Origin of the sequence: Lactobacillus sp. LL6, from assembly GCF_007570935.1 — a bacterium.
GTDB lineage: Bacteria > Bacillota > Bacilli > Lactobacillales > Lactobacillaceae > Lactobacillus.
The window spans coordinates 395,947-416,979 of sequence record NZ_VLLR01000001.1 but is presented as its reverse complement, the minus strand read 5'-3'; the positions used below and the strand labels follow the sequence as shown (position 1 = coordinate 416,979).

The 21,033-nt window shown below is 34.1% G+C and carries 30 protein-coding genes, 1 other RNA gene and 1 other annotated feature; of the genes, 1 reads left to right on the top strand and 30 read right to left on the bottom strand.

What is annotated here, in order from left to right:
• Window positions 1-7: 7 nt before the first annotated feature.
• From tmk to rplJ, 12 genes are all read right to left on the bottom strand, one after another.
• Window positions 8-646 (bottom strand): dTMP kinase, encoded by a 639-nt coding sequence (gene tmk, locus FOD82_RS02145; RefSeq protein ID WP_144354857.1) that lies wholly within the window; start codon window positions 644-646, stop codon window positions 8-10.
• A 100-nt stretch (window positions 647-746) separates the two neighbouring features.
• On the bottom strand, window positions 747-980 hold the full coding sequence (locus tag FOD82_RS02140; protein WP_144354856.1) for a YaaL family protein: 234 nt from the start codon (window positions 978-980) through the stop codon (window positions 747-749).
• Complete coding sequence (recR, locus tag FOD82_RS02135) at window positions 980-1,579, bottom strand: recombination mediator RecR (protein WP_144354855.1); 600 nt, start codon at window positions 1,577-1,579, stop codon at window positions 980-982. Before recR ends, FOD82_RS02140 begins: the two co-directional genes overlap by 1 nt.
• A gap of 1 nt (window position 1,580) precedes the next feature.
• Complete coding sequence (locus tag FOD82_RS02130) at window positions 1,581-1,910, bottom strand: YbaB/EbfC family nucleoid-associated protein (RefSeq protein ID WP_144354854.1); 330 nt, start codon at window positions 1,908-1,910, stop codon at window positions 1,581-1,583.
• A gap of 12 nt (window positions 1,911-1,922) precedes the next feature.
• Window positions 1,923-3,704, bottom strand: coding sequence for a DNA polymerase III subunit gamma/tau (gene dnaX, locus FOD82_RS02125; RefSeq protein WP_144354853.1), 1,782 nt, complete (start codon window positions 3,702-3,704; stop codon window positions 1,923-1,925).
• Window positions 3,705-3,724: 20 nt separating this feature from the next.
• Window positions 3,725-3,823: signal recognition particle sRNA small type (gene ffs, locus FOD82_RS02120), an RNA gene on the bottom strand.
• Window positions 3,824-3,866: 43 nt separating this feature from the next.
• Window positions 3,867-4,373: a tRNA adenosine(34) deaminase TadA gene (gene tadA, locus FOD82_RS02115; RefSeq protein ID WP_277950084.1), complete on the bottom strand. Its 507-nt coding sequence runs from the start codon at window positions 4,371-4,373 to the stop codon at window positions 3,867-3,869.
• 65 nt (window positions 4,374-4,438) lie between these two features.
• A complete protein-coding gene (locus FOD82_RS02110; RefSeq protein ID WP_144354852.1) occupies window positions 4,439-4,621 on the bottom strand; it encodes a hypothetical protein in 183 nt (60 codons plus the stop codon).
• A gap of 79 nt (window positions 4,622-4,700) precedes the next feature.
• Window positions 4,701-5,321 (bottom strand): class I SAM-dependent methyltransferase, encoded by a 621-nt coding sequence (locus FOD82_RS02105; RefSeq protein ID WP_144354851.1) that lies wholly within the window; start codon window positions 5,319-5,321, stop codon window positions 4,701-4,703.
• Window position 5,322: 1 nt separating this feature from the next.
• Window positions 5,323-6,171, bottom strand: coding sequence for a potassium channel family protein (locus FOD82_RS02100; RefSeq protein WP_144354850.1), 849 nt, complete (start codon window positions 6,169-6,171; stop codon window positions 5,323-5,325).
• 79 nt (window positions 6,172-6,250) lie between these two features.
• On the bottom strand, window positions 6,251-6,613 hold the full coding sequence (gene rplL, locus FOD82_RS02095; RefSeq protein WP_144354849.1) for a 50S ribosomal protein L7/L12: 363 nt from the start codon (window positions 6,611-6,613) through the stop codon (window positions 6,251-6,253).
• 60 nt (window positions 6,614-6,673) lie between these two features.
• On the bottom strand, window positions 6,674-7,183 hold the full coding sequence (rplJ, locus tag FOD82_RS02090; RefSeq protein WP_144354848.1) for a 50S ribosomal protein L10: 510 nt from the start codon (window positions 7,181-7,183) through the stop codon (window positions 6,674-6,676).
• 39 nt (window positions 7,184-7,222) lie between these two features.
• Window positions 7,223-7,348: a sequence feature (ribosomal protein L10 leader region), on the bottom strand.
• Window positions 7,349-7,438: 90 nt separating this feature from the next.
• Here rplJ and FOD82_RS02085 point away from each other — a divergent pair.
• Window positions 7,439-7,822 (top strand): hypothetical protein, encoded by a 384-nt coding sequence (locus FOD82_RS02085; RefSeq protein WP_144354847.1) that lies wholly within the window; start codon window positions 7,439-7,441, stop codon window positions 7,820-7,822.
• A gap of 29 nt (window positions 7,823-7,851) precedes the next feature.
• Here the strand turns inward: FOD82_RS02085 and phoU are convergent, their stop codons facing one another.
• The 18 genes from phoU to gltX all read right to left on the bottom strand — a co-directional run bounded on the left by phoU (window position 7,852) and on the right by gltX (window position 20,999).
• On the bottom strand, window positions 7,852-8,529 hold the full coding sequence (gene phoU / locus FOD82_RS02080; RefSeq protein WP_144354846.1) for a phosphate signaling complex protein PhoU: 678 nt from the start codon (window positions 8,527-8,529) through the stop codon (window positions 7,852-7,854).
• A 15-nt stretch (window positions 8,530-8,544) separates the two neighbouring features.
• On the bottom strand, window positions 8,545-9,300 hold the full coding sequence (gene pstB / locus FOD82_RS02075; RefSeq protein ID WP_144354845.1) for a phosphate ABC transporter ATP-binding protein PstB: 756 nt from the start codon (window positions 9,298-9,300) through the stop codon (window positions 8,545-8,547).
• 10 nt (window positions 9,301-9,310) lie between these two features.
• Window positions 9,311-10,108 (bottom strand): phosphate ABC transporter ATP-binding protein PstB, encoded by a 798-nt coding sequence (gene pstB / locus FOD82_RS02070; RefSeq protein WP_144354844.1) that lies wholly within the window; start codon window positions 10,106-10,108, stop codon window positions 9,311-9,313.
• 9 nt (window positions 10,109-10,117) lie between these two features.
• The gene (pstA, locus tag FOD82_RS02065) at window positions 10,118-11,005 is read right to left on the bottom strand and encodes a phosphate ABC transporter permease PstA (RefSeq protein WP_144354843.1); all 888 of its coding nucleotides are present in this window, start codon (window positions 11,003-11,005) and stop codon (window positions 10,118-10,120) included.
• Window positions 11,006-12,004, bottom strand: coding sequence for a phosphate ABC transporter permease subunit PstC (gene pstC / locus FOD82_RS02060; RefSeq protein WP_144354842.1), 999 nt, complete (start codon window positions 12,002-12,004; stop codon window positions 11,006-11,008). It lies immediately after the preceding gene.
• A complete protein-coding gene (locus tag FOD82_RS02055; protein WP_144354841.1) occupies window positions 12,004-12,876 on the bottom strand; it encodes a phosphate ABC transporter substrate-binding protein in 873 nt (290 codons plus the stop codon). The genes pstC and FOD82_RS02055 overlap by 1 nt, the downstream gene beginning before the upstream one ends.
• 96 nt (window positions 12,877-12,972) lie before the next feature.
• Window positions 12,973-13,665 (bottom strand): 50S ribosomal protein L1, encoded by a 693-nt coding sequence (rplA, locus tag FOD82_RS02050; RefSeq protein WP_144354840.1) that lies wholly within the window; start codon window positions 13,663-13,665, stop codon window positions 12,973-12,975.
• A 78-nt stretch (window positions 13,666-13,743) separates the two neighbouring features.
• Window positions 13,744-14,169, bottom strand: a complete 426-nt coding sequence (gene rplK, locus FOD82_RS02045) for a 50S ribosomal protein L11 (RefSeq protein ID WP_004045505.1) — start codon at window positions 14,167-14,169, stop codon at window positions 13,744-13,746.
• Between the two features lie 122 nt (window positions 14,170-14,291).
• A complete protein-coding gene (nusG, locus tag FOD82_RS02040) occupies window positions 14,292-14,843 on the bottom strand; it encodes a transcription termination/antitermination protein NusG (protein WP_144354839.1) in 552 nt (183 codons plus the stop codon).
• A 105-nt stretch (window positions 14,844-14,948) separates the two neighbouring features.
• Window positions 14,949-15,119: a preprotein translocase subunit SecE gene (gene secE, locus FOD82_RS02035; RefSeq protein ID WP_144354838.1), complete on the bottom strand. Its 171-nt coding sequence runs from the start codon at window positions 15,117-15,119 to the stop codon at window positions 14,949-14,951.
• A gap of 6 nt (window positions 15,120-15,125) precedes the next feature.
• Window positions 15,126-15,275, bottom strand: coding sequence for a 50S ribosomal protein L33 (gene rpmG, locus FOD82_RS02030; protein ID WP_144354837.1), 150 nt, complete (start codon window positions 15,273-15,275; stop codon window positions 15,126-15,128).
• Window positions 15,276-15,417: 142 nt separating this feature from the next.
• Window positions 15,418-15,633, bottom strand: a complete 216-nt coding sequence (locus FOD82_RS02025; RefSeq protein WP_144354836.1) for a hypothetical protein — start codon at window positions 15,631-15,633, stop codon at window positions 15,418-15,420.
• A 68-nt stretch (window positions 15,634-15,701) separates the two neighbouring features.
• Window positions 15,702-16,274 carry a sigma factor gene (locus tag FOD82_RS02020; RefSeq protein WP_186277701.1) on the bottom strand — a complete coding sequence of 191 codons (573 nt, stop codon included), beginning with the start codon at window positions 16,272-16,274 and terminating at the stop codon, window positions 15,702-15,704.
• 138 nt (window positions 16,275-16,412) lie between these two features.
• Window positions 16,413-17,165, bottom strand: a complete 753-nt coding sequence (gene rlmB, locus FOD82_RS02015) for a 23S rRNA (guanosine(2251)-2'-O)-methyltransferase RlmB (protein ID WP_144354834.1) — start codon at window positions 17,163-17,165, stop codon at window positions 16,413-16,415.
• Window positions 17,152-17,592 (bottom strand): Mini-ribonuclease 3, encoded by a 441-nt coding sequence (locus FOD82_RS02010; protein WP_144354833.1) that lies wholly within the window; start codon window positions 17,590-17,592, stop codon window positions 17,152-17,154. Before FOD82_RS02010 ends, rlmB begins: the two co-directional genes overlap by 14 nt.
• Window positions 17,585-19,009, bottom strand: coding sequence for a cysteine--tRNA ligase (gene cysS / locus FOD82_RS02005; RefSeq protein ID WP_144354832.1), 1,425 nt, complete (start codon window positions 19,007-19,009; stop codon window positions 17,585-17,587). The genes FOD82_RS02010 and cysS overlap by 8 nt, the downstream gene beginning before the upstream one ends.
• Before the next feature lie 103 nt (window positions 19,010-19,112).
• A complete protein-coding gene (locus FOD82_RS02000; RefSeq protein ID WP_144354831.1) occupies window positions 19,113-19,433 on the bottom strand; it encodes a bacteriocin immunity protein in 321 nt (106 codons plus the stop codon).
• 66 nt (window positions 19,434-19,499) lie between these two features.
• Window positions 19,500-20,999 carry a glutamate--tRNA ligase gene (gene gltX / locus FOD82_RS01995; protein WP_144354830.1) on the bottom strand — a complete coding sequence of 500 codons (1,500 nt, stop codon included), beginning with the start codon at window positions 20,997-20,999 and terminating at the stop codon, window positions 19,500-19,502.
• Window positions 21,000-21,033 lie beyond the last annotated feature (34 nt).

Here is a 21,033-nt window from a genome sequence, read left to right as displayed (position 1 = left end):
AATCCCTCTAAAAAATTTCTGGTAGATTTTCTTCGATAACCTTAATGCAATCCGCCACTACTTTTTCAATAGTTTGACTTGCATCAATCACTTTAATACGCTTAGGATTATCCTTATTTACTATTTTATAGCCATCGTAAACCTTTTTATGAAAAGCTAATTTTTCTTGTTCTAAACGATCTTCATTATCAGGACGAAGCTTTTGGATTCGGCTAAGTCCTACTTCAGGCTCAATATCTAAAAATATAGTCAAATCAGGCTCTATTCCTCTTGTAGCAAAGTCATTGATTTGCTTAATTTCCTTTATTCCTAAATCTCGCCCGGCCCCCTGATAAGCTAAAGAACTATCTACAAACCGATCCGATATTACCAACTTACCTGCTTGTAAAGCTGGAATAATTACTTCTGACATCAATTGACTTCTAGATGCAGCATATAATAAAGCTTCGGTTCGATCATCCATTTCTGAATTATTTGGATCTAAAATAATTTTACGAATTACTTCAGAAATTTTAGAACCACCAGGTTCTCGAACTGTAATATACTGAATTTTTAATTTAGGAGTAATTTGCTCCAAAATTTGCTTTAAAACAGTACTTTTACCAGCTCCATCCGGACCTTCAAAACTAATAAAAAAACCTTTCATAAAATTCCCCCATAGCTTCTATTCTACAGAAGTTTACCAAACTTTAACAGAGCAAATATTTGAATGCCAAAAAACTCCCCTTTCAATTAGGGGAGTTTTGTTATTGTGTAATAGCATTGGTAATGCCACTAAATTTTGTATGACGGTGACGTGCTTCATTATATAAGAATGTGTATTTAGCTCGCAAAATTTTACTTGCAACAACATTGTCATCAGACATATCTAGAGTTGTCTGATCTAAATCTTTTTGTAGTGCTATTTCATTTTGTAGCTTTTCAACCAATGTAATGAGACGCTTGTCACCTTCTTCTTTAATTTTATTTCTTTTTGCCATTATAAAGACGTTCTTCCTTGTACTGCACGTTTTAGCGTAATTGAATTTGCATATTCGATATCACTACCAACAGCAAGCCCTGCAGCTAAACGAGTAACTTTAATACCAGCGGGTTTAATAAGCTTACTGATATACATTGCAGTTGCTTCACCTTCAGGGGTAGAATTAAGCGCTAAAATTATCTCTTTAACCTGGTCTTGTTTTTGCAGACGAGTAATTAAAGATTTAATATTAACTTCTTCTGGACCTATTCCATCCATAGGAGACAACACTCCATGTAAAACATGATACAATCCGCTATATTCACCCATTTCTTCAAATGCCATTACATCTTTAGGCTGTTCAACAACCATAATAGTAGTTTGATCACGTTCAGGATTGGCACAAATATCACAAATTTCTTTTTCTGTAATATTACCGCAAATCTTGCATTGATGAATATTTTCTTTAACCTCTCTTAATGATTTAGAAAAATCTTCCACATCTTGTTGAGGCATATCCAAAGTATAAAAAGCTAATCTAGTCGCAGTTTTTTCACCAATTCCTGGTAGTTTCATATATGAGTCAATCAAACGAGCAATTGGTAATGGATATTGCAACTTACATCAAACCCTTCGTATATTTACCCAAACTTGCTTGAGTTGCTTCGTCAATTTGAGATAATCCCTTATTAACTGCATCAATAATTAAATCTTGAAGCATGTCTGGATCTTCTGGATCAATTGCTTCTTCGTTAATCTTAATATCCTTTAACTTACGGTCACCACTAAAAGTTGCAACTACTAAATCATCAGCTGATTTTCCAGTGAAAGTTTGAGCAGTAATATTTTCTTGTTCTTCTGCCATTTGAGCTTGAAGCTTCTTTGCCTGCTTCATCATTTGTTGCATATTCATGCCGCCCATACCACCAAAATTAGGTCTTCTACTCATTTTTTATCTCCTTTAATCTTTAACTTTAACTACATCCCCAAAAAGTGCCTTTGCTTTTTCAACAACTTCTTTACTTTCTTGGGAATCAGTCTCGTTTTCATTTTTAACTAGTTCAAGCTGCTGCTTTTTCTTTGCTAAAAGCTCATCTTTATGACTCTTAACAAATTCGCTTCTAACTTGTAGCCAGTCAGTATCCGGTACTAATACAATACCATAAGAATGCTTTGTAAACTTCTCAATATTGTCTTTAACTTTAATTATAAATTCACTATCAGTCGTATTTTCAAACCAAAGCATATACTTACATTTCAATACTACCTTTTCAGAACTTGCAGCTACCGGCTCCAATACTTCTAAAATTGCTCTTTCAGAAACTTCTAAAATTGAACGCAAGTCTGGCCAAACATTCTTGATTGCTTGTAAATCTTTTTTTGTTGCATTTTCTAAAACTTGATATACTTCTTTGCGATTTTTTTCCTCAGAACGTTTAAGCTTTTTAGCAGATTTAGTATTAACTGAAGTTTTATTTTGAGTTTGAGATTTAGTTGTTTTCTTTGAAGTAAATTTCACATCATCAATAGAACTTGAAGTTTGAGCAGTTGCAGTTTGAGCTGGCAAGTTATTAATCTTTTCAGTTAATTGAATAACTTGTTGTCGCAAATTTTTCAATTCTGCATCTAATTCAGAATTTATCGAAGTATTTACTGGTTGTACTTTTTCTTTAATAGTACTTGCTTCAACCAAAAATACTTCAAGCGGAATTTGTTGCTGATTAGTATAACGCAAATCCTTTAAAGCGGTATTTGCCAAATTAATTAAATCAAAGTATCTTTTTTCTGGAATATTCTTAATTTGTTCGATAAACTCTTCAGTTAAAAAATTACTTTCATTTTTTTCATTTGTCTTAATTACCATTAAAGCATTTGTTGTCATATCAATTAATTCATCCAAGATATTTTTAGAACTTGCCCCATCTTGAAGAGATAATTTTGCTTCAGACAATGCTTGAGACACATTTTGAGATAAAATTGCCAAAAGAATCTTTTCAATTCTTTCTTTTGCTGCAAAACCTGTAATTTGCAAAGCATCTTTATAATTTATTTTACCCTTTTCATAGCTTAAAAGCTGATCTAAGATACTGAGAGAGTCTCTCATTCCTCCATCAGCTACTTGAGCAATAACAGAAAGAGCCTTTTCTTCATAATCAATCTTTTCCTCATTAAGGATAAATTTCATTCTATTTTCTAAATCTTTTTTAGAAATTCGCTTAAAATTATACCTTTGAGTTCTTGAAATAATAGTAGCTGGAACTTTTTGTAATTCAGTTGTAGCCAAAATAAAGACAACATGCTCTGGGGGTTCTTCTAAAGTTTTAAGCAGAGCATTAAATGCTCCCATCGAAAGCATATGAACTTCATCAATAATATAAACTTTGTACTTTCCCTGAGTTGGAGCATATTTTACTTTATCACGAATATCACGGATTTCATCAACACCATTGTTAGAAGCTGCATCAATTTCCATAATATCAGGCATCGAACCACTATCTGCTGCTAAGCAGTTTTCACATTTATTGCAGGGTTCTCCATCTTGCAAATTAGTACAATTTAATGCTTTTGCAAAAATCTTGGCACAAGAAGTTTTTCCTGTTCCGCGAGGTCCTGCAAATAAAAATGCATGTGAAATAGTTCCGCGTTTAATTGCATTTTTAAGAGTATCAGTGATAGCTTCTTGTCCGACGACACTATCAAAAGTATTCGGTCGCCACTTCCGATATAGTGCTTGATATGCCATTAAATCTCTTTCCTTAATAAAAAAACTAACAAAAAAAGGCACATGTCTGAACAACCTTAGTGCTGCTACCTTCCGGTCCTGACACAATTCAGAGGTCAAACATTGCCCAACAAATATAATAACGTATTTTAAGTAAGAATACCAGTAGAAAATAATAAAAAACTAATTTTCTTGCTGTTCTTTTTTTAATTGCTTAGCTAACTTTTGTTTCTGTCTGATTTCTCTAAAAAAGGTTTTTAACATTTTACTAGCTTGTTCACGAAACAAACCACGAACTACATGAGGATGATGGTTAAATTTTTCCACACTAAACAAGTCGACAACACTACCACATGCTCCTGCTTTAGGATCAAGAGCACCAAAATATACATCTTTAATTCTAGAATTAATAATTGCTCCCGCACACATTGGACATGGCTCAAGTGTTACAAAAAGACTGCAATCAATCAAACGCCACATACCTAAATTTTTACAAGCTTCGCGAATTGCAATCATTTCTGCATGTTGAGTAGCATCTTGATCAAGTTCACGACGATTATAACCACGACCTATTACATTACCTTCTGGATCCACAATAATCGCACCAATCGGAACCTCATCTTGATTTTCAGCTTTTTTTGCTTCTACAAAAGCTAATTCCATATATTTTTTCTTTTCTTCTCCTGTCACAAATTTTTCTCCTTAAATTATTATTTATTATTGTAACAAAAAAGAAGCACCTTCGTGCTTCTTTATCATAAAGGACCTACATTGGGATTTCTGAAATAATGATAAAAAAATATTCCTTCAGTTATCATATATAAACAAGTTAGACCAAATGGAGTACAAGTTTCATTATCTCCTAAAATCCAACCCATCATACATACTCCGCCTAAAATAAACAGTACAGCAAATAAATACTTTATAAACTTTTTCATGATAAACGCCTTCTTTTATTGTGAATCCGTTTACATTATATACCCATATTTAGACGTAGCAAAATGTTTTAATTTTTATTTAATTAGCTCTTTTAACAGCCTTTAAAATATAATATCCCTTGTCTCTGGTTACTATTTCGCAATTGCCATATACTTCTTTCATAAGTTTGCGAGCACTAGGTTCTCCTTGTTTTTTCTGAATTACTACCAACAAGATACCACCAATTGTTAAATAGTTATTCGCATTTGCAATAATAGAGGAAACCACTTTTTTACCAGCTCTAATAGGGGGATTAGTAACAATTAAGCCAAAATTTTGACCGTGAATATCAGAATAAATATCTGAAGAATGAATATCTACATTTGTTATCTGATTAGTTTTAGCATTTCTTTTAGCTAAATCTAATCCTCTTTCATTCACATCCACCATTTCCACTTGTTGATCAGGCCAAAACTTTGCAGCAAATAACCCTATAGGTCCGTATCCTGTACCAACATCCAAAATATTTGATTTTGGAAAAGCCATTTGCTTCATCGCTTTAATTAATACACCAGAACCATAATCTATTCTCATTTTAGAAAAAACACCAGCATCAGTTGTAAATTTTAAATCAATTTCATCAATTTTATAATCAACTATATGTTCATCATGCTTAGCATTCGGATCTGTTGCAAAATACATTTGATTTTTTTCATTCATTTTATTGATTTTTTCCTTTTTCACGCTTATTTATCCAGTTTTTAAACTTTTGCCATTCATTTGAATCTGACTTGTTTTTTAAATTATTAATTTGAACTTGCATTTCTTTATTTTGCTTAGCAAGCTCATTATTTTGTTTTTCTAGTTTTTCTAGTTTCTTCAAAATCAATTGTAAATCATTTTTACTTTCATTGGAACTTGGCCATGAACTTCGGCGCATAAAATAAGCCGTAAGCGAACTAGTAATCATTCCCATTACTCCAACTCCAATTAGAATCATTACTAAAATGACACCTTTTCCAATCAAAGAATGCGGTGAAATAGTATAAGTTGAAATATCACCATAGCCCACCGTACTTGCAGTGGTAATCGCCCACCAAAAAGCCCGATCTAGTGATACATGTTCGGTAATCGAAATAGCAATTGAGCCCAACATTAAGAAAGTAATCATAAAATAAATTACATACAAAATACCATTAGTATGTAAAATTTCACGTAATTTCCCTACTAGTCCTGCCAATCTAACTAATCGAATCAATCTAAAATACAGCGCCATGTTAGCAATTTGAGCTTCTAACATCCAAAACGAAATTACACTAACTGGAATAATAGCTAAAAGATCAAAAATATGCGTTTTAAAATATTGTTTCCGGTCAACCGCCTTATATAAATGATAAAAATAATCATACGCTAATATAACTAAAATACCATTATTAATCCAAAACCATTTATTATTTGGGCTATTAATATTAATTATTGCAGCAAAATCTAAAATTATTAAAAGTATAGAAATAATGGCTAATCCAGCGATGACCCATTTATAAGTTTTTTCTCGATTAAATTTTTTCATCGTTAATCACTGTTAAAAAAATAGGGCTCTGAATTTCAGAGTCCTATTTTTATATAATAGTTGCCCAGTTGGGCAGTAACTATTTAAGGGTTACAGTTGCGCCAACTTCTTCAAGCTTAGCCTTGATGTCGTTAGCTTCGTCTTCTGAAACGCCTTCCTTAACGTTCTTAGGAGCACCATCAACAAGGTCCTTTGAGTCCTTAAGGCCAAGACCAGTGATGTCACGTACAACCTTAATAACCTTAACCTTTTCTTGACCTGCTTCAGTCAATTCAACGTCGAATTCTGACTTAGCAGCACCTGCGTCTGCAGCACCTGCAGCAGCAACTGGAGCAGCAGCAGTAACGTCAAATTCATCTTCGATAGCCTTTACAAGGTCGTTCAATTCAAGGATAGTAGCACCCTTTAATTCTTCAATAATCTTATCAGTATCTAAAGCCATTTATATATCCTCCGAAAATTTAGAATTTAGATATTAGTTATGATAATTACTTATCAATAATTATTCAGCTGATTCATCCTTTGATTCAGCAACAGCTTTAACAGCATATGCGAAGTCGCGTACTGGAGCTTGCAATACAGAAACAAGCATTGAAAGCAAACCTTCGCGACCTGGGATAGAAGCAAGTTCCTTGATTTCTTCTTTTGAAGTCAACTTACCTTCAAGCATACCACCCTTGATTTCGATTACATCAAAATCATCTTCGTACTTAGAAACAATACGAGCAGGTTCAGTAATGTCGTCAGCGTTATCAGTGTAGATAACAGCAGTTGGTCCTACAAAAGTATCTTCAAGACCTTCAATACCAGCCTTAGCAGCAGCACGTCTTAAGTAGGTGTTCTTGATAACCTTCATCTTAACGTCGTTGTCACGAAGTTCCTTACGCATAGCAGTAACTTCTTCAACAGTTAAACCTAAGTAGTTGATTACCAAAATAGCCTTAGCATTCTTAAGTTCTTCAGCAAATGCATTAACGAGCTTTTCCTTTTCAGCAATAGCAGCTTTACTCAAACGAATTCACCTCCACGAAAACTTTAATAAATTCTATAAGGCCTAATTAAAAAATCTCCATGCCATAAGAGACACAGAGAGTTGAAATTCATCATCATCTTCTGGCCTCGGCGGGATTTTGAGGCGTCATGCCACCCGAGTCTTAGGTAGAATTTACTTTAATTAGTATAGCAGGCTGGTACAATTCATGCAAGAACTAATTTACATTTTTTCTAAAAATCTGTATCATTAATGACAGAAGCAGGGGGACAAAACATGACAAACCAAGAGAAAAAAACTAAAATTTTAAATCGTTTAAGAGCTATTATTTATCTAGTACTAGGTATTACTGTTTTATTTTTAAGTATTCAAAGTATGGTAGAAGCCCATGGAAACCTAGTAACTATTTTGATTAATTTTATCTGGCTATTCTTAAGTTTAATTATTATTATTGAGGGAGGCTTTGTTATTAAAAATATCCTTTTAGCAACTGCTCCTAAACAACGACTTTTTCAATTAAGCGACTGGTGTATTATCATTGCAGGAATTATCATTACAAATGCAGCCTATATAAATAGGAATAATACCTTTTTATTGATTGGAATTGTAATTTTTATAGCTGGTTGCTTCCCCATTAAAGAAATTTCTAGAAAAAAATAGGAGATTCAAAATCTGGAATCTCCTATTTTTTATATGGTTTGGCTTTCAGTCGGATTAGTAAGTTCACTTAATTCCCCAGTAGTCTTATATACCACCCACATAGCTAGATTAACAATGTGGTCACCAATTCTTTCAAGCAAACGTGTTACCACAAAGTAACTAGATGAAGCCATTGCTGCACTTGGATCTTGTTCAATCCCATCAACAATCAACTTACGAGCTTTTACATAAGCTTTATCAATATCTTTATCTCGGCGTGCTACATCTTTAGCCATCTTTTCATCATCTTGAACATATGCTGTTAAAACTTGAATAAGCATATGACGAACACTATGTGTCATTTCACCTATAATTTCTTCTACTTCTGGAATTCTAGGATTTCCCTTAACTCGAATTGTTTCTAAAGCAATACTCATTGCATTTTCACCAATTCTCTCTAAATCAGTAGTAGCCTTCAAAATACTAATTACCACTCTAAAATCCGTTGCTACAGGCTGTTGAAGAGCCATTAATTTTAAAGCCTTTTTTTGAATATCAAGAGATTCTTGCGGAATTTTTTCCTCATTATCCACCATAGATTGGGCTGTTTTTTTATCATGATCTACAAATGCGCGAGTGGCATGATCAATTTGATCATTTACAAAAACTCCCATTTCCATAAATTGCGTATTCAACTTTTTTAATTCATCTAAAAATATTTCGTGCATCTTTTTACCTCACATTTAACCAAAACGACCATTAAGGTAATCACTAGTAATTTGCTTTTTAGGTGCTAAGAACATTTCTTCAGTTGGACCCGCTTCAACTAAATTACCATTCATTAAAAAGGCGGTTTGATCAGAAATACGCCCCGCTTGCTGCAAGTTGTGTGTAACCATAATAAAAGTATATTTACGCTTTAAATCCATAAGTGTTTCTTCAATTTCACTACTTGAAATTGGATCAAGTGCACTAGTTGGTTCATCAAGCAAAACAACTTTAGGTCTAATTGCTAAAGCTCTAGCAATACAAATACGTTGCTGCTGGCCTCCTGAAAAAGCTTGAGCATTTCTATTCAAATTGTCCTTAGTTTCTTTCCAAATTGCAGCTTGTTTCAAACTTTCTTCAACACGTTGGTCAATCAAATTTTTATCTTTGATTCCCGCAATTTTTAAGCCATAAGCCACATTGTCATAAACTGAAAAAGGGAATGGGGTTGGCTGCTGAAAAACCATCCCTACCTCTTTTCTAAGCTTTACTAAATCCATTTTGGGACTATAAATATTTTGTCCTTCAAAATCAATCTCACCAGTAATTTTGATATTCTCAATATCATCATTCATACGGTTTAAACACCGCAAAAAAGTAGATTTTCCACATCCTGATGGACCAATTAAGGCAGTTAACTCTTTTTCATGAAAATCCAAACTTATTCCATGAAGTGCTTCATAATCACCATAACTTAATTTAACATCTTTGGCAGTAATAATTTCTTTCATACTTTTTCCTTTAACCAAAACTACCTTGAATATACTCTTCTGTAATTTTTCCTTTAGGATTAGTAAAAATGTTTGCAGTTGTATCATACTCCATTACATGCCCTAAATGGAAAAATGCCGTATAATCACTTATTCTAGATGCTTGTTGCATATTATGAGTGACCATAATCATAGTATATTCGCTTCGGAGCTGTTTGAGAGTATCTTCAAGTTTAGAAGTTGACACTGGATCCAGTGCACTTGCAGGTTCATCTAACAATAATATTTCTGGTTTTACCGCTAAAGCTCTAGCAATACATAATCTTTGCTGTTGGCCTCCTGAAAGAGCTAACGCACTTTTATCAAGCTTATCTTTTACTTCATCCCAAAGAGCCGCTGCACGTAAACTTTCTTCAACTACTCTATCTAATTTTTTAGTATCTTTTTCCCCATCAGCTTTTAAAGCATAGGTAATATTTTCTCTAATTGATTTTGGGAACGGATTTGGACGTTGAAAAACCATCCCAATATTTTTACGCAATTCATAAACATTAATATTCGCTTTATTAACATCTAATCCATGAAACATAATTTTGCCATTAATTGTGGCAACTTTATCATTCATGCGATTAATTGAACGCAAAAATGTTGATTTTCCCGAACCTGAAGCACCTATCAAAGCCGTTATAGTATTCTTTTTAAAACTTAAACTAGCATCAAATAGTTTTTGTACAGTTCCTCCATACAAAACACTTAAATTTTCAGTTGAAAGAGCCAATTCATCTTTAGGGAAAGTTTTAATAAAACTCGGTTGATCTAAATTTTCCATAAAACCACCTTACTTAGCCGCTGTGAGCTTCTTGTATAATTTATTCCCCAAGAAACGTGCGCCAAGATTAAATATAATTACTACAATTACTAAAAGAGCTGAAGTTGCTGCTGATACAATAGTTGCATCTGATACAATTCCTTCAGTATTTACTTTCCAAATATGGACAGCTAAAGTTTCTGCCGGACGCATTACATTTAAAAAGCTAGTCGGACTAAAAGGATTCCAATTTGAATAATCAATGGTAGACCCACTTTGACCTGCGGTATAAATCAAAGCTGCAGCTTCTCCAAAAATTCGACCTGCACTTAAAATGAGTCCAGTTAAAATTCCAGGAAGTGCAGCCGGTAAAACAATCCCACGAATGGTTTTCCAATTTGATAAACCTAATGCAAGCCCAGCTTCACGTTGTGACTGAGGAACACCTTTAAGAGCTTGTTCAATATTACTAGTTAAAATCGGTAAATTAAAAAATGTTAAAGCTAAAGCACCAGAAATAATAGAGAAACCAAAACCAAATTGAACTACAAATAATAAATATCCAAATAAACCCACAACAATTGATGGTAATGAACTCAAAATTTCAATTGTAGTTCTAATTAAGTTTGTGATCCAATTATCTTTGGCATATTCAGCTAAATAAATTGCAGCACCTAAAGCAATTGGAAGAGAAATTATAGTTGTTAAGACTAATAAATACAATGAATTAAAAAGCTGATCTCTTACACCTCCACCGGCTTGGTATGAGGAAGCTTCTGAAGTTAAAAAATGCCATGATAAATGTGGAACACCTGTAACTAATATATTTCCTAAGATCCCAACAAGAATTAAAACAACTATTGCTACTAAGATATGAATTACTATTGTAGCAATTTTATCGTTTCTTTTTGCTTTCATCTATTTTTGCCCTTTCTTTCCAACTAAACGCACTAGGAAATTAAATACCAATGACATTATCAAAAGAAGTAATGCCAATGACCATAATGCATTGTTAGGCAACGTTCCCATAACTGTATTTCCCATCTGGCTGGTCAATTGACTAGTTAATGTTGCTGATGGACTAACTAAGTTATAAGGCATTAATACAGCATTACCAATAACCATTTGTACAGCTAATGCCTCACCAAATGCTCTGGCCATTCCAAAAATTACTGCAGTCAAAATTCTTGGGGTAGCAACAGGCAATATAACTTTAGAAATTGTTTGCCAATGAGTGGCTCCTAAAGCTGCTGAAGCTTTTCTAAAATGTGAAGGAACTGCATTTAAACTATCAACAGTTAAAGAAGTGATAGTAGGAAGTACCATAACAAATAATACTAAGGTAGCTGCTAAGATACCAAATCCAGTTCCGCCAAAAAGATTTCTAATTACGGGAACAATAATTGTTAACCCTAAGAAACCATATACAACAGATGGGATACCTACTAAAAGTTCCATAACAGATTGTAGGAATTTAGCACCCTTTTTAGAAGTATATTCGGTCATAAAAAGGGCTACTGCAATAGCAAATGGTGTGGCAACTAAAGCAGATAAAAGAGTAACTGCAAATGAAGTCACAATCATAGCCGCAGCTCCAACATGATTTTTACCATCACTTGGATCCCAGTCAGTAGATGTCAAAAAGTGAAAAACATTTACATGATCCTTAATAAAGGTTGCTAATCCATGAATACCTACAAATCCAATAATTGAAACTACTAAAACAATAATTAATCCAATTGCAAAATAAGTTAATCCTTTACCCCAATATTCTTGCCTAGTTTCTTTTGAGGGTCTAGTTAATTTTTCAATATCAACACTAGTCGGTCCCATTTTTTTAAGTTTAACGTGAGGAACCTCTTGATCAGCAATTGCTTGGTTAACAATATCTTTTAACCTATCTTTTCTTTTACTCATTAATTCTTCCTTATCGTTGTCACTCTATTATTACTATCACGGACCACTTTCATATCATTAATACTTAAATAGCCGATTTTAGGAACTAAATCCTTTTGAACTTTTTTACCTAACATATACTTAATAAAGTTTGAAGTTGCTTTATTAGGCTTTCCTTTAGTGTACATATGTTCATATGACCATAATTGCCATTTATTAGTTGTTATATTCTTGTTAGTTGCTTGAACATGATTAAGACTTAATTTTTGAATATGCTTATCATTAGCATATGGCAGTGAGATATAGCTAATGGTTCCTGGAGTAGAACTAACGATTTTTTTAACTGTACCATTAGAATCTTGTTCTTGAGATCTGACTGATTTTTTGCCTTTTAAAACTATATCTTCAAAAGTAGTTCTAGTTCCACTACCCTTTGATCTATTAATCACAGTAATATTTTCATTTTTTCCGCCAACTTGTTTCCAATTGGTAATTTTTCCTGTAAAAATATCACTTAATTGTTTCATTGAAAGATTTTTGACACCAACATTTTTATTAGCGATTGGAACAATACCTACTACAGCAATTTGATAATCTTGTAATTTTTTAGCATCTATTCCTTTTTGAGTCTCAGCATAAACATCAGAAGTACCAATTTCAACGGCTCCTGCCTGAACTTGACTAAGACCTGTACCAGATCCTCCACCTTGGACCACAATATTACTATCAGGATGGGCTAAACGATAATCATTGCCAGCCTGCTCAGCCAAAAGTTGCATTGCACTTGAGCCAACAATTGTAATTTTAGAACTATTATTATTTCTACATCCTGTTAAAAATAATAGGACAAACAACAACGGAAATAATATCCTTTTCAAGAGATGTTTATGCATATCTTTCTCCTTATAGTGCTTAAATCACCTAATGATAACATATAAAAAAAGCGTCTCGCAACATTGCGAGGCGCTTTGTAAAGTCTAATTTATAAATTAGTCCAAGTTTAATGGATCAAGCTTGATCCCTGGGCCAAATGTTGCAGCAACGGCAACACTCTTAATGTATTGACCCTTAGCTGATGCAGGACGTGCACGTAAAATTACGTCACGTAAAGCGTCAAAGTTTTCAGTTAATTGTTCTTCAGTAAATGATACCTTACCGATAGCAGTATGAATAGCTGCTTGACGGTCAACACGGTATTCTACTTGACCAGCCTTAACGTTCTTAACAGCCTTTTCGATGTCCATAGTTACAGTGCCAGTCTTAGGGTTTGGCATCAAACCTTTAGGTCCAAGAATACGACCTAAACGACCAACCTTAGCCATCATCATAGGGGTTGCAACAACAACGTCAAAGTCCAAGTAACCGTTTTGAACTTTTTCTACTAATTCGTCAGAACCAACTTCGTCAGCACCTGCTGCTTTAGCTTGTTCTGCTTGAGGACCTTCAGCAAATACGATAACCTTTTGGGTCTTACCAGTACCATTAGGTAAAACAAGTGAACCACGAATTTGTTGATCAGCTTGCTTAGGGTCAACACTTAAGTTGTATGATACTTCAACTGAAGCATCAAAGTTTGCATATGAAGTTTCCTTAACAAGTTCCATAGCTTCTTTTACTGAGTATAACTTGTTTGGATCAACTTTCTTAGCAGCTTCTAAATATTTCTTACCATGCTTTGGCATGTGATTTCCTCCTTATACCTGTGGTCAAACGAGCTTTCTCTGTAGCTCTCCCACCTAATATTATTAAAAATAACAGGATTAGTCTTCGACTTCGATACCCATACTTCTAGCGGTACCTTCAACCATGCGCATAGCAGCTTCAATATCAGCAGCGTTAAGGTCCTTCATCTTAGTCTCGGCAATTTCCTTAACTTGGTCTTTGGTTACCTTACCAACCTTCTTGGTGTTAGGTTCACCAGAAGCCTTTTGAATCTTAGCAGCTTGCTTAAGAAGCACTGGAGCTGGTGGAGTCTTAGTAATGAATTCGAATGAACGATCTTCATATACAGTGATGACTACAGGAATAATCATACCCTTTTGGTCAGCGGTTCTAGCATTGAAGTCCTTAGTAAAACCTACAATGTTAATACCTGCTTGACCCAAAGCTGGACCAACTGGAGGTGCAGGGGTTGCAGCACCAGCTGGGATTTGTAATTTAACAACGTTAATAACTTTTTTTGCCACGGTCAAAACCTCCTTGATTCCGTGATGCGGTTAAAATGGAGAAGTTACCTACTCCTCCTCCCACAATAATAAGTACTTTATGTATGTTACCATCGTTTAACCGCAATTACAATATTTTTTTATTAGTTTTCAAATTTCTTGACTTGATCATAATCAAGTTCTGCAGTAGTTGCTCTTCCAAACATATCTACTGAAACATAGAGCTTATGTTTATCTGGTTGAATATCAGTAATTTTACCAACCATATCTTCAAATGGTCCATCAGTAATGGTTACTGTTTCATCAATTTCATAATCTGGCAATTCTTCTTTTGCAGGTTGACCCTGATTCTTCAATAAACGATTAACTTCTTCTTCAAGAAGTGGAGATGGCTTAGAACCACCACCATGTGAACCGACAAATCCAGTTACGTTAGGAGTGTTTCTTACAATAAACCAACTTTCATCAGTCATTACCATTTCTACTAAAACATAACCTGGAAAGATTTTTTCTTCCACTTCTTGCTTTTTACCGCGAACAGTTTCTACTTTTTCTTCTTCTGGAACCATCACACGGAAGATGTAATCTTGCATACCCATACTTTGTGCACGTGACAAAAGGTCAGATTTAACCTTGTCCTCATAACCTGAATAAGTGTGCAAAACGTACCATTTTTTTTGTGTAGTTTCGACCATAATAAAATTCTCCTTAAAAATTGGCAAACAAAAAAACCTCACGAGAGGCCCTTTTCTTCTTTATGATTAAAGTATACCATGCATTAGCGCAATTTGTCATCAATATTACATAACTACTTGAGTCAAAGCACTGAATGCCCAGTCAAGTGCACCTAAATATGCAGCGAATAAGACTGAAGATATGATAACAATACCAGTATCATGACGGTTTTGTTTAGCTGTTGGCCAAGTTACTTCTTTCATTTCTTGAACAACACCCTTAAAAAACTTAATCATCTACTTTTACCTCGTTTCCTTATGCAAAGTCATTTTACCACAGTGTTTACAAAATTTTCTTAATTCAAGTCGCTGAGTGCGATTGTTACTTGCGGTAATTGAATAATTGCGTGACCCGCATTCAGTGCAGGCTAATGCTGCTTTTTTTACTGCCATAATCTCACTTCCAAACTCCCGCTATTGTACCAAAAAAGTATCTTTTATGCAATTAAAAGACAGCTACCGGAGAAGCAGCTGCCTTTTTGGTGGTCAAACATGCGTGACCACTGTGCGTAGAACATTGTTTTTTAGTCGGAAATTACTTCTTAAGATTTTCGTCGACAAAGGCCTCGATCTTTTCATCGGAGTCCTTTAAAAATGGAAGCATATCTTCCTCCGTCTTCATGGTATCTCTACCATTCTTTTCCATAAAGTAGTCCCAAAGTGCATCTCTAACTGGCATATCTGAATCACTCCAGTCAAAAACTTCCTTCATGTGACGGTCCAACAATGCAGTTTTAATAACTTCTGCCATCTTAAATTACCTCCTAAAATATTCTACAATTAATATTATACCGCAAAATAAAGCGGTTAACTAATTTTTTATTCTAATAGTGAATTGCGAATTTTTTGAAGAGTTCTAAATTTTGCTCTATCAATTGCTTTTATATTTACTCCGAGTATATTTCGAACATGTTCTTCATCTATTCTACCTAGACTAACTAATAAAGCTGCAAGTTCCAAATTAGAAAGTTTTTCTAAACATTCCCTATAAGTTACAGAGGTGGGCAAACTAAAATCAACAGTTTTTGGTTCTTGAACAATATTGCTTGTATCATATACTATTTTTTCCCAAGAGATTGAATCATTGTTAATTTTTCTTTTTGCCGAAAGTTGCTTACGTAAAATACTAATTGCATGATTGTTCAAACAACGTTTAAAATAACTGCCAAATTTACCTCGATTGGTAGAATAAGCAATTGCTGATTGATAGCAAACAATCATTGCCTCTTGATCCCAATCTTGTTCATCGTAAAGTCTTAGGTAATATTTTCTTTTCACTGTATTAATCATTGGTCGATAAATTTGACACAAATTTTTTACTGCTAAACCATCAGCTTCTCTTTGAATTCTCTTAATTAATTCCAACTCATAGCTAGAGCTCAATTTATTCATCATTTTTTCTCCTCAATGGGAAATTTTTAACAATGAATAAGATATGAACTTTTGTAAGAGATTAAAAGAGAGTTTTCCCTGTATTTAATTAAAAAGAGATTTTAATTTAGTTTTTACAACCATTAAAATCTCTTTTGTTTAATTAAGCGGATGACGACTATTCATCATTTGATAAAGCATAATTCCAGTAGCTACGCTAGCATTTAAGGATTGAACATGACCAACCATTGGTAGAGTTAAAGTTTGATCCATTTGTTTTTTCAGAAGTGGAGCAATGCCTTTACCTTCATTTCCAATTACTAAGACTGTCTTACCATTTGCGTTCCATTCACGGTAATCAGTACCCTGCATATCTGTTCCGAAAATCCAATAACCTCGTTTTTTAAGCATTTTGGTAGTTTGGACTAAATTATTAACACGAGCTACTGGTACATAATCAATTGCTCCTGTTGAAGTTTTTGCAACCACAGAAGTAAGACCTGTTGCATGACGCTTAGGAATAATAATCGCATCTACTCCTGTAGCATCTGCAGAACGCAAAATTGAACCTAGATTATGAGGATCTTCAATTGAATCAAGCATTAATAAAAACGGTTCTTTTCCTTCATCGTCAAACTTATCAAGCAATTCATCAAGATCAGCATATTCAAAACTCGAAATCGCTAAAACCAATCCTTGATGATTCCCTCCTTGAACAAGTTTATCCAACTTATTTTTAGGCACAGTTTGAACTACCAGACGCTTTTTCTTAGCTAAACCATAAACTTGATTAGCAAACTCATCTTGAACACCATGCTGCAAAAAAACTTTATTGATACGATCAGCATCTTGCGTTTTTAAGAAATCGATTCCAGCATGACGACCAAAAATAAAATCTTTATCTTGACTCATATTTTACCTCGCCATTTTCTACAGTTTTAATACACCATTCAGTTAATTCTTTTACCCGCTCACCTTTACCTGCTAAATCTAAATATCCCCACACTGCTTCAAAACCAGTTGACAATTGATAAGTTTTAAGACTAGTATTCTTTGCCTTGGTGTGGCTTTTTGCATTACGTCCACGTTTAAAAGCTGCTAATTCTTCATCTGTTAGCATTTTTTCTTCTTGAAGTTTTGTAATTAAACCAGCTTGGGCTTTTGCAGAAACATAATGAGTTGCATCTCTTTGTAAAACTTGTGGTTTAACTACACCACCTTTAATAAGATGCCTGCGAATATAAATTTCATATACAGCATCCCCCAAATAAGCAAGTGTTTGACCACTTAATGTATTTGGGTCAACAGAAGTTTCAGTTAATTTCTTTATTTTAATCACGAGTCCACCTAGTTCCTTGAGGAGTATCTTGAATAGTTACTCCCATATCCTTTAATTGATCACGCAACTTATCACTAGTAGCCCAGTCTTTATTTTTACGAGCTTCATCACGCTGTTTTACTAACTCATCAATTTTTGCATCATCCGAGTTTTCAACTTTTGCAGTTAATTTTTTAGTATCAATTCCAAAAATTTCTAACCATGAACTAAGTAAATCCTTAAACTCCCTAAGAGTTTCTTTATCTGCTAATTCTGAATTACTGTTACTATTAATTATTGGCAAAACATTGTAAATAGCAGTTAAAGCATTTTGAACATTAAAGTCATCATCCATTGCCGCTTCAAATTCTTGCTTAGTTTTTTCAATTTCATGCTTTAAATTGTTATCTACTTTAGAAGCAGTATCATCATCTAAGCGATAATCAATATTCATCAAAGTGTTCTTGAAACGGTTTAAAACATTTTCAGCTTGCTTTAAATTTTCTTCAGAATAGTTAATTTGACGACGGTACTGTACGCTTGCCATGAAAAAGCGTAAAACTTGTGGGTCGACTTCTTTGATAATGTCATGAACTGTAACAAAGTTATGAAGAGACTTAGACATTTTTTCTTCATCTTTACCAACAGTTACAAAACCATTGTGCATCCAGTAATTGACAAATTTTTTACCAGTTTTAGCCTCACTTTGAGCAATTTCATTTTCATGATGAGGAAACTCAAGGTCTTGTCCTCCGCCGTGAATATCAATAGTATCACCAAGGTACTGAGTTGACATTACAGAACATTCAATATGCCAACCTGGACGACCTTTGCCCCATGGAGAATCCCAAGCAATCTCATCACTGGTTTTTTGTGCTTTCCAAAGTGCAAAATCAATTGGATCTTCTTTACGACTTTGTTCAGTATCGTTGATATGCTCAGAAGCTCCTTCTTCAAGTTGCTCAATATTTTGGTCACTTAATTCACCATAATTTTTGAATTTTTTAGCGCGATAATATACATCTCCATCAACTTCATAAGCATAACCTTTATCAATTAAATCCTTTACAAAGTTAATAATTTCTGGAATTTCTTTTGTTGCACGTGGGTGCAGTGTAGCTGGTTCAATATTTAAAGCATTAGTATCTTCTAAATAAGCATTGATAAAGCGTTCAGCAAGTTCAGGTACAGTGATGTTTTCTGCACGTGCTTCATTAATCATCTTATCATCAACATCAGTAAAATTAGAAACGTACTTAACTTTATATCCCTTATATTCAAAGTATCGTCTAATCGTATCAAAGGCAATTGCACTTCTTGCATTACCAATGTGGATGTAGTTATAAACCGTAGGACCGCAGACATACATGCTGACCTCACCTGGCACAAGAGGTTTAAATTCTTCTTTTTTTCGTGTTAGAGTATTAAAAACTTTCACGGTTTACTTGTCCTTTCTTAGTATTAGTTAATTTTATTTTACCAGAAAACTCAAAAGATACTAAAAAACTGCTAGAACTTTTATGCTCTAACAGTTTGAAAAATTAGTGAATGGTATTCCATGTAACTGGGATGGAAGTCATACCAGAAGTAATATCACCTTTGCTAAAGGTCATAAACTTGCTTACTGGCTTTGGTGCTTTAAAATGATGCGTTTGAATATAGGTAGTTAATTGATAATTAAGCTTAGAATTTATTGTTAAAATTGATTCATTTCTTTCAGCTTTATCAATAGCTTCATCAAAATAACGCATAAGTTCTTCATCATGTTCTACTTCTGGAGAAAAACGCACTTCTTCTAAAACATTCTTATAATCTAAAATATCTTGCAAAATTTTAGATTTATCTCTTTTTTTGCCAAACATAATTTTATCCTTTTGTACTAAAAAACTGCTAGAACTTTTACGCTCTAACAGTTTGAAAAATTTTAATTAAAGACCATTTTCTTCCATTTGCTTCAAAGTAAGGTCTAAGTGATTCATAACTCTTTCCTTACCCATAAGTTCCATAGCTTCACCAACGCCTGGTCCAACCATTGAACGAGTACCAGCAATACGGATTGGCATAAAGAGCTTACGTCCCTTAACACCAGTAGCCTTACGAGTAGCTTGAACTGCATTCATAATTTGAACTGCAGTAAAGCGTGGAATCATATCCAATTGCTTCTTAAATTCTTCAATTACTACACGTCCATCGTCTTTCTTGATTTCTTCGATTTCTTCATCAGTTAAATTCTTAGCTTCTTCAAAGAAAATCTTAGTCATCTCAACAATTTGGTTAGTGTATGACATTTGAACTGAGTAAATGTTAACTAATTGACGAATCCATTCCATCTTTTCTGGGGTCGGATTTTCTTCAACAAGACCTGCTTCTTGCAAGTTATTAAGTGCCAAATCAAGAAGAGTATCACGATCAGCCTTCTTAATGTATTGGTTATTGATCCATTCAAGCTTCTTTTGGTCAAAGGCTGCAGGAGATTTTGACAAACGCTTAGGATCAAATAACTTGATAAATTCACGTTGTGAATAAATTTCGTTTTCACCTTCTGGAGACCATCCAAGAAGAGTAATAAAGTTAAACATTGCATCTGGAAGGTAGCCTAGGTCACGATATTGTTCAATAAATTGAAGAACTGATTCATCACGCTTAGAAAGCTTCTTACCAGTTTCAGCATTGATAATTAAAGTCATATGACCAAACTTAGGTGCTTCCCAGCCAAGTGCTTCATAAACAACCAATTGCTTTGGTGTGTTTGAAACGTGGTCATCACCACGAAGAACGTGAGTAATTTCCATTAAATGGTCATCAACTACAACGGCAAAGTTGTAAGTTGGCATACCATCACGCTTTTGAATAACGAAGTCGCCACCAATAGTATCACTTTCAAAACTCAAGTGACCCTTAACAATATCATCCCATTCATAAGTTTCCATTTCTGGAATGTGAATACGAACTACTGGCTTAAGGCCCTTTGCTTCTGCTTCTTCTTGGGCCTTCTTAATTTCGTCAGCAGTCATGCCTTCATATTCATAAGTGTAATGAGGTGCAATACCCATTGCACGTTGTTCTTCACGTTGTTCTTCAAGTTCTTCTTCAGTCTTGTATGAGTAGTAAGCCTTACCTTCATCAAGAAGTTGTTGAATATACTTGTTGTAAATATCTTTTCTTTCTGATTGACGGTATGGACCATAGTCGCCGCCCTTGTCAGGACCTTCATCCCAGTCAATACCTAACCAGTGAAGGTTTTCCATTTGAGATTCAGAACCACCTTCAACATTACGTTTTTGGTCAGTATCTTCAATTCTCAAAACAAAAGTGCCCTTATTATGACGAGCAAACAAATAGTTAAAAAGTGCAGTACGTGCGTTACCAATGTGTAAGTGACCAGTTGGACTTGGTGCATATCTTACACGAATCTTTTTTTTAGCCAAATTTCATGCCTCTTTCAAAAATAGTAGATTTTAA